Annotated in this window: 16 protein-coding genes; all 16 read left to right on the plus strand. The window is 31.6% G+C overall.

What is annotated here, in order from left to right; translation table 11 throughout:
* Positions 1 to 145: 145 nt before the first annotated feature.
* The 16 genes from LG649_RS15610 to LG649_RS15685 all read left to right on the plus strand — a co-directional run bounded on the left by LG649_RS15610 (position 146) and on the right by LG649_RS15685 (position 13375).
* On the plus strand, positions 146 to 520 hold the full coding sequence (locus LG649_RS15610) for a hypothetical protein (RefSeq protein WP_226544755.1): 375 nt from the start codon (positions 146 to 148) through the stop codon (positions 518 to 520).
* A 284-nt stretch (positions 521 to 804) separates the two neighbouring features.
* A complete protein-coding gene (locus tag LG649_RS15615) occupies positions 805 to 1374 on the plus strand; it encodes a hypothetical protein (protein ID WP_226544756.1) in 570 nt (189 codons plus the stop codon).
* Between the two features lie 601 nt (positions 1375 to 1975).
* Positions 1976 to 2986, plus strand: coding sequence for a hypothetical protein (locus LG649_RS15620; RefSeq protein WP_226544757.1), 1011 nt, complete (start codon positions 1976 to 1978; stop codon positions 2984 to 2986).
* A gap of 180 nt (positions 2987 to 3166) precedes the next feature.
* Positions 3167 to 3592 (plus strand): hypothetical protein, encoded by a 426-nt coding sequence (locus tag LG649_RS15625; protein ID WP_226544758.1) that lies wholly within the window; start codon positions 3167 to 3169, stop codon positions 3590 to 3592.
* A gap of 168 nt (positions 3593 to 3760) precedes the next feature.
* On the plus strand, positions 3761 to 4240 hold the full coding sequence (locus tag LG649_RS15630) for a hypothetical protein (protein WP_226544759.1): 480 nt from the start codon (positions 3761 to 3763) through the stop codon (positions 4238 to 4240).
* Positions 4241 to 4306: 66 nt separating this feature from the next.
* The gene (locus LG649_RS15635) at positions 4307 to 4981 is read left to right on the plus strand and encodes a hypothetical protein (protein WP_226544760.1); all 675 of its coding nucleotides are present in this window, start codon (positions 4307 to 4309) and stop codon (positions 4979 to 4981) included.
* A 145-nt stretch (positions 4982 to 5126) separates the two neighbouring features.
* Positions 5127 to 5699 carry a hypothetical protein gene (locus LG649_RS15640; RefSeq protein ID WP_226544761.1) on the plus strand — a complete coding sequence of 191 codons (573 nt, stop codon included), beginning with the start codon at positions 5127 to 5129 and terminating at the stop codon, positions 5697 to 5699.
* Positions 5700 to 5844: 145 nt separating this feature from the next.
* Positions 5845 to 6405, plus strand: coding sequence for a hypothetical protein (locus LG649_RS15645; protein ID WP_226544762.1), 561 nt, complete (start codon positions 5845 to 5847; stop codon positions 6403 to 6405).
* 575 nt (positions 6406 to 6980) lie between these two features.
* The gene (locus tag LG649_RS15650; protein WP_226544763.1) at positions 6981 to 7517 is read left to right on the plus strand and encodes a hypothetical protein; all 537 of its coding nucleotides are present in this window, start codon (positions 6981 to 6983) and stop codon (positions 7515 to 7517) included.
* A gap of 653 nt (positions 7518 to 8170) precedes the next feature.
* Complete coding sequence (locus tag LG649_RS15655; protein WP_226544764.1) at positions 8171 to 8665, plus strand: hypothetical protein; 495 nt, start codon at positions 8171 to 8173, stop codon at positions 8663 to 8665.
* A gap of 155 nt (positions 8666 to 8820) precedes the next feature.
* Positions 8821 to 9393 carry a hypothetical protein gene (locus LG649_RS15660; RefSeq protein WP_226544765.1) on the plus strand — a complete coding sequence of 191 codons (573 nt, stop codon included), beginning with the start codon at positions 8821 to 8823 and terminating at the stop codon, positions 9391 to 9393.
* A 160-nt stretch (positions 9394 to 9553) separates the two neighbouring features.
* Positions 9554 to 10048 (plus strand): hypothetical protein, encoded by a 495-nt coding sequence (locus tag LG649_RS15665; RefSeq protein WP_226544766.1) that lies wholly within the window; start codon positions 9554 to 9556, stop codon positions 10046 to 10048.
* Positions 10049 to 10201: 153 nt separating this feature from the next.
* Entirely contained in the window at positions 10202 to 11272 is a 1071-nt protein-coding gene (locus tag LG649_RS15670; protein WP_226544767.1) for a GTP pyrophosphokinase, read from the plus strand.
* 146 nt (positions 11273 to 11418) lie between these two features.
* Positions 11419 to 12105 carry a HEAT repeat domain-containing protein gene (locus tag LG649_RS15675; protein WP_226544768.1) on the plus strand — a complete coding sequence of 229 codons (687 nt, stop codon included), beginning with the start codon at positions 11419 to 11421 and terminating at the stop codon, positions 12103 to 12105.
* 174 nt (positions 12106 to 12279) lie between these two features.
* The gene (locus LG649_RS15680) at positions 12280 to 12696 is read left to right on the plus strand and encodes a hypothetical protein (RefSeq protein ID WP_226544769.1); all 417 of its coding nucleotides are present in this window, start codon (positions 12280 to 12282) and stop codon (positions 12694 to 12696) included.
* 133 nt (positions 12697 to 12829) lie between these two features.
* Positions 12830 to 13375: a hypothetical protein gene (locus tag LG649_RS15685; protein ID WP_226544770.1), complete on the plus strand. Its 546-nt coding sequence runs from the start codon at positions 12830 to 12832 to the stop codon at positions 13373 to 13375.
* The last annotated feature ends 700 nt before the right edge of the window (positions 13376 to 14075 follow it).

A 14075-nucleotide genomic window follows, 5' to 3' on the forward strand; every position in this document is an offset into this window, starting at 1 on the left:
AACAATGTATAACCGCAATTACGGCGGATTCGACTACGTCCGAATCCACTCGGAATTGCTAACATCTGTGCTTAATCGAAAAATTTGCGTACTTTAACCCGTAAACTGACGGTTATACGAGTCCGTTAGCTTTAATATTGAAAAAATGGAAAACACCACTTGGAACAATGGAAAAGATGAGCGAAAAAAGTGGTGGAGTGAAAAAAGACTGAAATATAATCTGGGTTTAATAATTAGTGGATTTTTAGCATTTATTGCTTATTCATTGGTTGTTCAATATGTTATTCCAGTAGCTCCAGATGTTGAAATAACCTTGTTTACAATAATTTTTCAAGGAATTGGATATTTAATTATGATGGGAATTGCCAATATTTTCTATAATATCGGAGCATTCTCGGAGGAAATTATAAAACCTAAAAATGTCGACCAATTTAGGAATCGGATATTCAATATCGGATTTTGGATTTCGTGCTTCCTTCCTTTTTCAATACCAATTATTTTATTGGTTTATTATTTTTGATAACAAGATTTTTATATCGAAATAGAAGAAATAAGATTGCGAAAAACACTAAAGCTAACAATGGCTAAACGTAATGCAGGGTTTTGAGCTAAATCGAAAGGTCTGCGTATATTTATGAAGTCGCTAAATCTTTGGGATTTAGCTTTGGACAAAAAAGAAAAAGCAAAACCAAAAGCCTTAGCTTCGTGCGTAGACGGAAACGAAAAATTTCCTTGCCCCCGCACTACGCTTAGCCGAGAACGTTAGCAGCAATTTCAAAAAAATCGATAAAATTTATCAAATAAATGAACGCACCTTTGAAAATTGTTGGACAAGCAATAGCATTAGGAACAGTTTGCTTTTTGGGTTTCTCATTAAGTTGGGAACAAATACCTGGGAATAAAAACATTTGTGACGCTGGGCAATGGCTTTATGGAATGGCTTGGTTTATATTCACAACCTCTTGCTTAGCTCTATTTATCAACTCTTTGATTTTCCTTAAAAAACGGAATTGGATAAAATATAGAATAATTGTAATCATTATTTGTTCTCTTTTAATACTCACATCATTAAATATAAGATCAATATTATTTCAAACATCTTATGGAAAAATAAAGCTCGAAATTCAAAATGCTGAAAATAATTATGAGCTCATTCAAATAAAACTATATGAAAACGGAAAATTCTATTCCACGATTTATGATATGAGTTGTAAACTAGAATATATTGGAACTTATCAATTGAATGAAAACATACTCATATTGAAATTCAAAAATGAGAAATCTGAGTATCTAGGAACAGAATACTATATAAAAAATAAGAAATTAATCTGTACGAAAAATTGTGAAGATATAAACGAATTAAATTTAAAATAACTGCTGCTAACAACGTGTATAGCTCATTGCGGCTGAATTCGGCTTCGCTCGAATTCATTGCAATTCACTATCTTTAGTCCACAATGGAAAGTACTCGAGTACTTCCCCGCAACAAGCAATACACCAAACCGTTACAAAAAATAGCTCCGAACTCACTCAGACTCGGAGAAATCCGATGGAAATATAAATCTGAATTTGAACAAAGCAGCGCGCGGAATTGAACACTCAAACTCTGAATTTTAAAACTCTGAATCTGACAATCGTTACGCAGAATCTCACTTTTGCGGAATTGAGCAAGGTTGCGGAATTTTACAACGGCTGAAAAAAGCGTGGTTTACTGTTCGCGATTTTTTTTGAGAATTTTAAGTTAAAATATTCTAAAAAACTCAAACCTGAATTTTGAAATTTTGCGCGGACAAAATGCTAAGCAAAACCAATCTGACGTGTCGCTACATTTTGTAACACCGTATAAGTTTAATTGCTGCTGATTTTCCTGCGGAAAATCCTCGCATTTTTATTATCTTAGTTTCTTAATCTGAAAATCCTTGCGGATTTCCAGCGCAACTAAGCTTATACAAATACGTTAGCTATAATACCTGAAATGAGAAACATAACCATCATATTATTAATATTGTCTTCGGGATTATTACATTCTCAACAAAACCAAAAAATCGTTTTAGAACAAATTTCTGTTTTATCAAAAAAAAATGACTCACTTCAAAATCAACAATCAAAAACTGACTTTGAAATTGAAAAACTGAATAGTAATAACAAAGAGTTATCTGATACAGTAACTCAATTGCAGACAAAAATTTCATCAATTGAGGAACAAAGGAATACAGATAAGAACAATACTAAAATTGGTGCCTACATCTTGCTTTTTGGACTATTTTTAGAAGTATTAGGTGTAATATTTCTTTCGAGTGATAGTTTGTCAAAAGAAACTAGAAAAATTCGCCCTGTGAAAGTTGAATATACTATTTCAAATTCAGGTGGTAATAGAACTCTTGAATTAGAAATAATCACTTTACAGATAATTGGAACAATATTTCTTGTTCTAGGTTTTGCATTTCAATTTATAGGAACTTTACTTGTACTTACAAGTGATTTATTAATTAACACTTTAGGTATAACCGCAATACTCATAGGAATTTTTGTATTCAGTGCTATTGTAGTTAAATACATTGGAAAAGAAAATATTTTCAAAAAATTAAAAACAACTTTTAAAAATTTTAAGGGAATAATAAAGTTTCGTTTGGAAAGAAAGTATCATAAGCGAAAAAAAATTGTTTGCGAGTCTTGTTATAAGACTTTACCAATTTCAAAAGCAACCATAGAATATTTAAGACCAGTTAAAATGGATGATTTAAACAGTCCTAGACATTTTCACATTGGTCACGAAAAATGTATCGACCCAATATTTGAAATTAACAGACAGCATCCAAATGCCAGATTTAATATAATATCAAAACCTCTATCGGACTTTTTAGAAAATGATTTTGAGGAAATAAAAGAATTATTAAATGTGACAACTGAAAAACGTGGAGATTGGGATACCGAATTTAAACAGACTGTAGCAAGAATAACTGAAATAGAAAAGTACTATAGCTAACAACGTGTATAATTCATTGCTAGTACTCGCCTACTTACGAAAATCCTGGCGGATTTTCTATTCGGTTTGTATTTGCTAAATTAGTTGCTTAAACACGCAACGAAATCATACACAAACACGTTGTGTGTAATTTGACGCAACCAAACTCTGACTTGGACATCTAATAAATAAAAAGAAAATATGAAAAAACTGATTTATCTTTTCGTTCTGACTTTTGGTATAATTTCCTGCAGTTCTGATGATGAAACTGAAATTAGCAATTCGGATTTTGTTGGAATATGGAATTGGACAGGAACTTCTGGAGGACTAATCTATTTTGAAGAAACACCTGAAACAACAGGAAAAACTATCCATCTGACTCTAATGGACAACTATGACTTTTCAATAACCGAAAATGGAAATGAAATTTCAAGCGGAACTTATGAATTGACTCTAAAAAAATCCATCTATTCTGGAGAAACAGAAAAGTTTATACAATTTCCAGAAAATCAGCAATACACAGGAATTGTTAATAGAGGAATTATTAAGACTTATGAAACCAACAAGCTTGATATTTCCGACAATAATCCCGATGGAATTGGAAGTGGATTTATAAAAATTGAATAAAAAACTACACACAACAATGTATAACCGCAATTACGGCGGATTCGACTACGTCCGAATCCACTCGGAATTGCTAACGTCTGTTCTTAACCGAAAAATTTGCGTACTTTAACCCGTAAACTGACGGTTATACAAGTCCGTTGTGCATAATATCGACAAACTGGACGCTTAATGAAAAAAACCACAATTTTAATTTCAATAATTCTGTTAATCGGAATTAAAATCAATGCGCAAGAATTAACTTGTAAGGATTTTAAAATCGGACAATTTTATATTCCAACAACAGAGGAATTGAAAGACTTCACAATCATCAAAAATGATAGTATTCAAAATTTTGAGATTCAACTGGACTCAACAATAACGAAAACTGTTATTGAAAGGAAAAAGGATACTCAAACGGAATGGATAAATGGAATTGGAAACGGACAACCAGCTTATGAAAAAATCGAGTGGATAGATGATTGTACTTATCGACTGACTTATGATGAATCTAAAATGGAATTGGACGAAACAGAAAAATGGGTAAATGAAAATGATGGAATTGTTGTTTCTAAACGGAAAATAGAAGAAAATTGTTTGTTTTATACTGCGACAATGACTTCAAATAATGGAGAGAAATTTTCACAAAGCGGTGTGATTTGTAAAAAATAAATACTATGCACAACAACGGCTATAGTTCATTACGGCTGAAATTCCTAATCGGAATTTCAAGCCTTTTTGCTAAATTTATGGTTACGGCGGAATGATACTCGCGTACCATTCCGTAACGAAACCATAGCCAAAACCGTTGTGCATCATACCGAAAAAAATATGAGTTTAATTCATAAATCTTGGTTAGAATTAAAGCCTAATGAGAATGAAGATGGAAATCAGGAATGGTTTGACGAATATTATAAACGAATAAAGCTAAAAAAAGAATATAAAAACATTCCGAAAGAAGTTTTTGAACAATGGATTCACGCACATCACAAAAATTATGAAACACTGAATAATTATGCGTGGATAGATTATGAGAAAATTGAATTTAAACTTCTAAAATGGAGTTTTGAAAAACTCGAAAACATAAACATAATAGAGAATTACCGAGAATATTCAGATTCCAGAGCAATGTGTAACGATTTGAGCCAATTCTGTTGCTGTGACGAGGATTTAAAACATTGGAAAGAAAATGGAACTTGGAGAATTCCACCGATTATTTTAGATGTAAATTCAATTATCGATGATATCCCTAAATGGAGTGAAATTAAAGAGCCTTTTCAATTAGTCGAAGGACATTCAAGAATTGGATATTTAAAATCAATGAATAGAATAAGTAAATTAGGAAAAGAAAAGATTTCTGACAATCATAAAATTTATTTAATGACAAAAGTACGAATGCACAACAATGTATAACCGCAATTACGGCGGATTCGACTACGTCCGAATCCACTCGGAATTGCTAACGTCTGTGCTAAACCGAAAAATTTGCGTACTTTAACCCGTAAACTGACGGTTATACGAGACCGTTGTGCACAATTTGACCAAACTAAAATCTTGAATGGAAATAGTTGACAGAATATTTGAATTAATTAGTGCAAATCTGATTTATTGTTTACCTGCAATGATTTTGACTTTACTGACTTTTCAATTATTTTTAAAAGACAAGTTGCAATTCAAAAAAGCATATCGAATTATTAAGTGGATAATAATTGGATATGCAATAGTTAACTTGATTTATTTCTTTATAATAATTATTGCTTATCCAGACCAATCTGCTTTTCTTAATCGAGCCACTGGAAAATATTGGCTGAATACTTGGATTATGATGTTTAGTGCTGTTTTACTTCCATTTACATTACTTTATAAAAGAATCGGAATAAAACCTCTTTATCTACTTTTTGCTTCGATTATGATGAAAATTGGTTGGTATTTTGAAAGGTATGTGATTTTAATTGCGAACCATAATAGTTATGAATATTGGACAGAAACAGAAACTCATTGGCTTGATTCACCTTGGAGTGGATTTTATATGACTTGGATTCAAGGATTTATATTAGCTCTAATTTTAATCGGACTGACAACAAAAATTGGGCGAAATGAAAGAAAAAAAACTGTGCACAACAATGTATAACCGCAATTACGGCGGATTCGACTACGTCCGAATCCACTCGGAATTGCTAACGTTAGTGCTAAACCGAAAAATTTGCGTACTTTAACCCGTAACTGACGGTTATACGAGACCGTTGTGGTACATTTCCCAAAACCGACATAATAAGATGATTCAAACCAAACATTGTGATTTATGCGAACATCCGAAAAGGGATTTGAAAAATGGCTTGACTTGCGGTTTGACCAATAAAAAACCTGATTTTAAAATTACCTGTCCTGACATTTTATTGGATAAAATATTTCAAGAAAAGTTAGAAAATGTAAATCTGGAACTGAAAAGATTGAATGAAAAGATAAGTAGAAAATATTGGACTTTCTACTTACTCATTGCAATCGGATTTTTACTCATAATCGGAAATGAATTTTATGCTAACATTACTCTTTCGAAAAGTGTAATGCGTTGGAAATTCAGAGCGAGTGCAATTGGAGCTGGAATTACAATTTTGATATTTGCATATTCTAAACTTAACAGATTTAGAACAAAACTAACAGCATCGGAATTAGAAAAAAGCAAAATTGACTCGGTATTGGAAAAATATGGAATCGAATATGAAATGAATATTGAGTATAAAGAAAAAGTTCACGGAAATCAGAATGTCGAAATCACAACCGAATATAAAAACTGGACGAAAAAACGTACCACAACACCGTGTATAATTAATTGCTAGTTACTTTCCTACTTGCGAAAATTCCTGCGGAATTTTCTCGGGTTCGTAAATGTTTGTTAACTTAGTTGCTAAACCACGCAACTAACCATACACAAACACGTTACAAAACATAGCTCCGAACTCACTCAGACGTGGAGAAATCCGATTGAATTCTAAATCTAAATTTGACCAAAGCAGCGCGCAGAATTGAACACTCAAACTCTGAATCTGACAATCGTTACGCGGAATCTCACTCCTGCGGAATTGAGCAAGGTTGCGGAATTTTACAACGGCTGAAAAAAGCGTGGTTTACTGTTCGCGATTTTTTTTTTTGAGAATTTTAAGTTAGAATATTCTAAAAAACTCAAAACCTGAATTTTTGAAATTTTACGCGGACAAAATACAACTTTAAACCAATCTGACGTGTCGCTACATTTTGTAACACCGTATAAGTTTAATTGCTGCTGATTTTCCTGCGAAAAATCCTCGCATTTTTATTATCTTAGTTCCTTAATCTGAAAATCCTCGCGGATTTCCAGCGCAACTAAGCTTATACAAACACGTTGGCAACAAGCTAAAAAACCGAACTAAAAAAAATGAACTTTACCAAAAAAGACAAAATTGAGATCATTGAAAATGCGATAAGCTGGATTGTAGTTTTAGCAATGTTTATTTACGGAGGAGCGAAACTTATTCAATTTGACGGTGCTTCTGAAATTGACAAAACCGTGAGTGAAATGACAGGAATGGAATTAATGTGGGCCTTTTATGGCTATTCAAAGTCATTTACGATTACGTTAGGAGTTTTTGAGATAATTGGCGGATTACTAATTCTAATTAAACGGACTCGAATAATAGGCTGTTTATTTACAACAACCATTCTTGTAAATGTTATTTTTCAAGACATCTACTTTGGAGTTCATTTAGGTGCTTTAAAAGCTGCAATTATATATCAATTATTGATACTGATTATTTTGTGGTTGAATAAAGAAAAGTTAATAAACAGTATAAAAACGTTGTTGACATCGAATAAAACTGAACAGACCAAAAACAAATTTTTTGTAAAATTGCTAATAGCTTTTGGAATATTTGTCGGACTGAGAGTTTTAGAATTTTTAATAACAATCAAATGATAAAAAGCCAGTTGCCAACACCGTATATAATTAATTGCTAGGTTCTAGCCTACTTACGAAAATCCTCGCGGATTTTCTATTCGGTTTTTATTTGCTAACTTTAGTGCTTAAACCACGCAACTAACCATACACAAACACGTTACAAAAAATAGCTCCGAACTCACTCAAACGCGGAGAAATCCGATGGAATTCTAAATCTGAATTTGATCAAAGCAGCGCGCGGAATTGAACACTCAAACTCTGAATCTAACAATCGTTACGCGGAATCTCACTCGTGCGGAATTGAGCAAGGTTGAGGAATTTTACAACGGCTGAAAAAAGCGTGGTTTACTGTTCGCGATTTTTTTTTTGAGAATTTTAAGTTAGAATATTCTAAAAACTCAAAACCTGAATTTTTGAAATTCTACGCGGACAAAATGCAATGCTAAACCAATCTGACGTGTCGCTACATTTTGTAACACCGTATAAGTTTAATTGCTTCTGATTTTCCTGCGGAAAATCCTCGCATTTTTATTATCTTAGTTCCTTAATCTGAAAATCCTCGCGGATTTCCAGCGCAACTAAGCTTATACAAATACGTTGTGCATAATATGAAGTATCTCTTAACCATAATAGTTTTATTCAGTTCCTTGAATTGTTTTTCTCAGAAAGTTATGAATACTGCGTTATCTGATAAAACAAAACTTATCAATGAAAATGTTGGTCATTTTAATTTGGACAATGACAAATGGAGTATTGATAACTATCTATACACAATGAATCGTAACACTATTGACTCTCTAACTCTTGTCAAGTTGATTAACAAAGCGATAATTAAGAAAAGTGAGAAATGGGAAAAAGGGGATTTAGAAAACACTTACCTAGTAAAGAAAGACGAAATACTATCCATAAAAAAAGTGTTATCTGAATTGAATAACTTAGACAAACAAGAAATTAAAACGGTAAAAAAGCAAATAAGACAATTTAACAATAGATCAAGAGAATGGCGAAGTTGGCCTATGTCTATTTCCAAACCAATTTTTTCAGATGACCGCCTATTTTGCATTGTAGGATTTGTATTTGGAAATAATGGAGGACATACTGAACTGTATAAAAAAACTGAATCGAAATGGGAACGGATTGCTGTATTTAACAGATTTGCATATTAAAATACTATGCACAACAAAGGCTATAATTCATTGTGGTTTTGTGCCACATCAAAGTAAAAGTATAAATCAACGGCTGATTTCTAAGCGGAATAATCCTGCAGATCATTCCACAACGAAATCATAGCCGAGACCGTTAGCTACAATTTGAACAGTGAATGGATAAAATAAGGTCAATATTAAATAAAATTTTTAGTAATTTTCTTTTAGGGCTTCTCTTTATGGGAATAGTCCTTTTATTCGTTGGATTAGGATATAGAGGCAAATACCAAAGAGTATCTGAGTCTTATTTACCAATGGCTTTAATCGGACTAGGAATTTTATTGCCTTATATAATTTACTTTTTTTACTCCTCAAATAAATATCAAAAAAGACAAAAAATCCGTTTGGAAAAAGCATCTAATGATTTTAATGTATTCATTAATAATTCAAGAAAATCGGACTTAAATCTCGACGATGTAGAAATAATCTCTTTCAACTCAAAGAGTCCTGACTTTTATGAATCAAAAGTTGGACAATTAAATCAAAAAGACTCTTATAAAAATAAAAATCTGAATGATGTAAAAGTTGAATTCCCTTTTGGCGGACAAAAATTAAATTATTTATTTAAAACGAACAAAGGACTAGACAACATTAAAATTCATTTTGCTATTAAAAAAGAAACAAAAATTTACTTTGATGAAAATGATAGTGACAAAATTTATGTAGACTTTGATTTTCTTAATAAATAAAAAACTGTAGCTAACACCGTATAAAAAAAATTGCTAGTTTTAGCTAAACCAAAGTTAGTTGCTCGTTTGCTTGCTTCTGATTTTCCTTCGGAAAATCCTCACACACAAACACGCAACTTTCCTTATACAACAACGTTGTAGCACATTTGAGAAAAACGAAATGCAGAAATTAACAATCATCATTTTCCTTCTAATTTGCAATCTGAATTTCGGACAAGAGAAAGCATATAAACTGATTTCAAAAACTGAAAACTCGAATATTAATTATAAAGCATTTAAGAAATTTAACGACTTCAAAATCTATAAAAACAACGGACTAAAAAAAGCATTTGAGCCAATAAATGGAAAAAACGATGTTTACTTTTTTATAGCGGAATACAAAGGAGATTCGTTTGACGGAACTCGAAAAACTTTTCACGATTATTTGATTTTAAAAACTGACCCGAAAACGGAATTAATTGTTGACGGATTTCAATACACATTGGAATGGGCTGAACCACCAGCAATTTCTGACTTATACAGAGTAACGGAAAAAGAACAAAAAATGAATAATGGAATTAACTTGAATTCACTAAAAATGGAACTCGTTACACAGGAATATATAAGTGAGTGGCGGAGAGAATTGAAAGATAACGGAATTTTAAAACTGAAATAAAAACGTGCTACAACAATGTATAACCGCAATTACGGCGGATTCGACTACGTCCGAATCCACTCGGAATTGCTAACGTCAGTGCTAAAACGAAAAATTTGCGTACTTTAACCCGTAAACTGACGGTTATACGAGTCCGTTAGCTATAATATCGAAATGAAGTCAATTAAAGAATATAATCAACTTAACAATTTGCATAAGGCTTTTACTTTAAAAGTATCTGATTTAATAAAATCTTTGATTGAACAAAAAGGAATAAAAGTTCATTTAATCGAAGAACGTACTAAAACACAATTAAGTTTTGCGGATAAAATAACTAGAAAAAACAAAAGTCAAAGTTCCGATAGCGAAATCACTGATATTAGTGGAATTAGAGTAATTACTTACTATCAAAAAGATGTGGATTTAATTTCAGAGATAGTAAAATCAGAATTTCAGATTGACGAAAAAAACTCAATTAATAAAAGTCAAATATTAAAAAACAATGAATTTGGTTATCAATCAGTTCATTTTGTTGTTAAAATTAATAAAGAAAGAGGGAAATTATCTGAATGGATTTCATTTGCAGACTTAAATGCTGAAATTCAAATACGAACAGTATTACAACATTCTTGGGCTTCCATTTCTCACGAACTTCAGTATAAAAAGACATATGAAATTCCAAATATTCTGAAACGTAAATTATTTAGGCTTGCCGGCTTGTTTGAGTTAGCCGATGAACAATTTGGTGAACTTAAAGAAAATCACAACAAAATCGAATCCGAAGTTTTTAATGAAAAACCGACTAAAACAGTTGACTCGAATAATGAAATCAACCTTATAACAATAGACCATTTTATACAAAAATCAGAAGTAGTTACTAAATTGTTGGAATCTGCAAATGAAAGTGGTTTTCTAGTTGACTCGGACGTTGAAAAAGAATTAAGCAAAAAGTCATATAAACAAACATTGTCAGATATTATTCGGATAGTTAAAAAATTAGAAATAGATAAAATATCTGATTTGGAAAAATTACTTGAAAGCTCAATCGATATTTCCTATGACTATTTTACTGACTTAATTCAAAACTCAACAACAAGCGTTTGGTCTGGATGGAGAGATTTTTTTACAGAATTAATATTAATGTCTAAACTAAAAGAACTTGACAAAGATTACTATTTAGCAAATGGTTGGCATAAAGACACATTTGAACTTGTGGAAAAAATATCAAGAAAATACTATAGCTAACACCGTATAAAATTAATTGCTAGGCCTCGCCTAGCCGTGAAAATCCTCGCGGATTTTCTATTCGGTTTTTATTTGCTAAATTAGGTACCTAACCACGCAACTAATCTTATACAAACACGTTGTAGGTAAGCTAAAAAGCATCACGCATGAATTTAGATTTCGACAAAGAAATTGAACGAATTATAAAAGAAAAAACGGAAACAAGTCCTAAAGTTCTCAATGAGATTCATCGTATCAGAGAAAAAGAAAATGAATTCATCGTGATGGAATTGAGAAACGCTGGGTTTAAAGTCTCTGATTTATTTGACCTTATAAATTTAAAACAAACTGAATTCGGATATATAAATATTTTACTAAATCTGTTGGACTCTGAAAAAGTTACTGACCCAATTATGAAAGATGGAATTATAAGAGCTATAACAGTAAAAAAAGCCAAAGGAATTGCCGAAAAAAAATTATTAGAATACTACAATAGCCTGACAACTAAAAGGGAAAAAGAATTAATTGGATGGAGTATTGGAAATTGGTTTGAACATCTATATTCAGACTCTTACTTTGACCAAATAAAGAAAATATCGACTGATAAAAATAATGGAGTGTCTAGGCAGATGTTTGTAATGGCAATCGGAAAGACTAAAAAACATAAGCTTGAAGCCGAAAAATTATTGTTTGATTTGACCTTTGACAAAGAAGTTGTTTTACACGCAATCAGCTCACTTGGAAAGTTAAAATCAAAGGAATCAATTGAACGACTGACTGAATTAGCAAATGATAAAAATAAAACGATAAAAAAGGAAGCTAACAAAGCGTTGAAAAAAATAACAGCGGAATAAAGCCTACCTACAACAACGTGTATAATTAATTACTTGGTTCTAGACTACTTACGAATATTCCTGCGGAATATTCTATTCGGTTTTTATTTGCTAAATTAGTTGCTTAAACCACGCAACTAATCATACACAAACACGTTGGCAATAATATCCCTGAAAACGAAAAATTGAGATAAAATGAAAAGAATACATTTTGACAATATGAAAAGTTGGTTTTGGATTACGATTTTAATCTTTTCGCTTATTTTTATTTTAACTGGAACATTTGAACTCTTTGATTTCGAAAATCCAAAACTGAATAAAAGAATAAGTGCAATCGGATTTTTACTTCAAGTTCTATTTTACAGTAGAATGTTTTGGTATAAAAATTATGTTCAATGGAATAAAAAAGGAGCAAATATTAGAGTGAATTCTTTTTTGGGAAAATCTCTGAATTTCGAACAAATTAAAACGACTGAACTGAACGAAAAAACTTTGATTATCACAAAAACCAATGGAAATAAGATTACGTTTGATTTGAATGAAATTGAGGATTCTGACTCTCAAAAACTGAATGAAATAATAATTAAAAATACTATTGCCAACAATGTATAACCGCAATTACGGCGGATTCGACTACGTCCGAATCCACTCGGAATTGCTAACGTCTGTGCTAAACCATAAAATTTGCGTACTTTAACCCGTAAACTGACGGTTATACGAGTCCGTTACCACAAATTTGACAAAAATGACCGAAATAGAATTATTAAAAAAATTGGTTGCTTTAGAAAATGAGCAATATTCACTTGAAATTAAAATTGATATTTGGAGTAGAGACAAAGAAGTCGCTGAATTTAAAACTGAACTTGCTGAAATTAATCGTGAAATTGCAATCGTTGAAAAATCGTTAGTTGAAATTGAAGATAAAAAATATAGCAAAAAAGCAAAGAGCTTAATGCTTGACCAAATTCACGCTTATATTACTGAAATTAATAAAGCAAAAGACGGATTGAAATTGACACGAAATCAAGGTTTGATTTTAGAAAACTATCTCTTTTCTGGAATTTTAACTGATTTAAGATACTATATAATTGACGAAAATTTTGGTTATCGAATTCCTGCTTATCTACATTATACGTATGAGGAGAAAAAATCAGTAGAAATAAAACCATTATCTGACTTTTTGAAAAATGAATCTAGGAATTTGAGCCAAATTGAAAATCCAGATTACATAAAATTGAGAAACTTCTATGAGGAATTTAAAAACAGACTACTTAAAACGTTTGTGGAATAAAAACTTGTGGTAACAATGTATAACCGCAATTACGGCGGATTCGACTACGTCCGAATCCACTCAGAATTGCTTAAGCTAGTTAATAACTAAAAACTTTTGGCTAAATTAGCCCGATAACTGACGGGTTATACGAAGCCGTTGTAAATCATAGCGCTCACTCATACGGCTGAAAATTCCGAATTTTAAAAACTTCAGATTTCTGAAAATAAAAACTCTGACTAATCTCGCGGATAAAACTACTCAAACTCTGAATTTGACAATCTTTACGCGGAACTTCACTCGGGCGGAATTGAGCTTGGTTGCGGAATTTTAAAACGCTGACTAAACAAAAATTGGGTGGATTCTCACTCTTTCGGATTGAAAATTGTTGCAAAAAAATGCTGAATAAGAACTTACTCAAACACGGAACTTCATTCAAGCTGAATAAAAAATCTGATAAAGCTACAATTTACAACACTGTATAAGTTTAATTGCTTCTGATTTTCCTGCGGAAAATCCTCGCATTTTTACTATCTTAGTTTCTTAATCTGAAAATCCTCGCGGATTTCCAGCGCAACTAAGCTTATACAAATACGTTGTGTACAATTATGAAAAACATCCTGCTTATCATTATAATTTCAGTTTATACTTCGAGTTTTTCGCAAGTAAAAATTGACACATCTGAAATTAAATCAGTAAGATATGAATGGAAAATAGACAC

The sequence above is a fragment of the Neotamlana laminarinivorans genome (assembly GCF_020523925.1).
Lineage (GTDB): Bacteria > Bacteroidota > Bacteroidia > Flavobacteriales > Flavobacteriaceae > Neotamlana > Neotamlana laminarinivorans.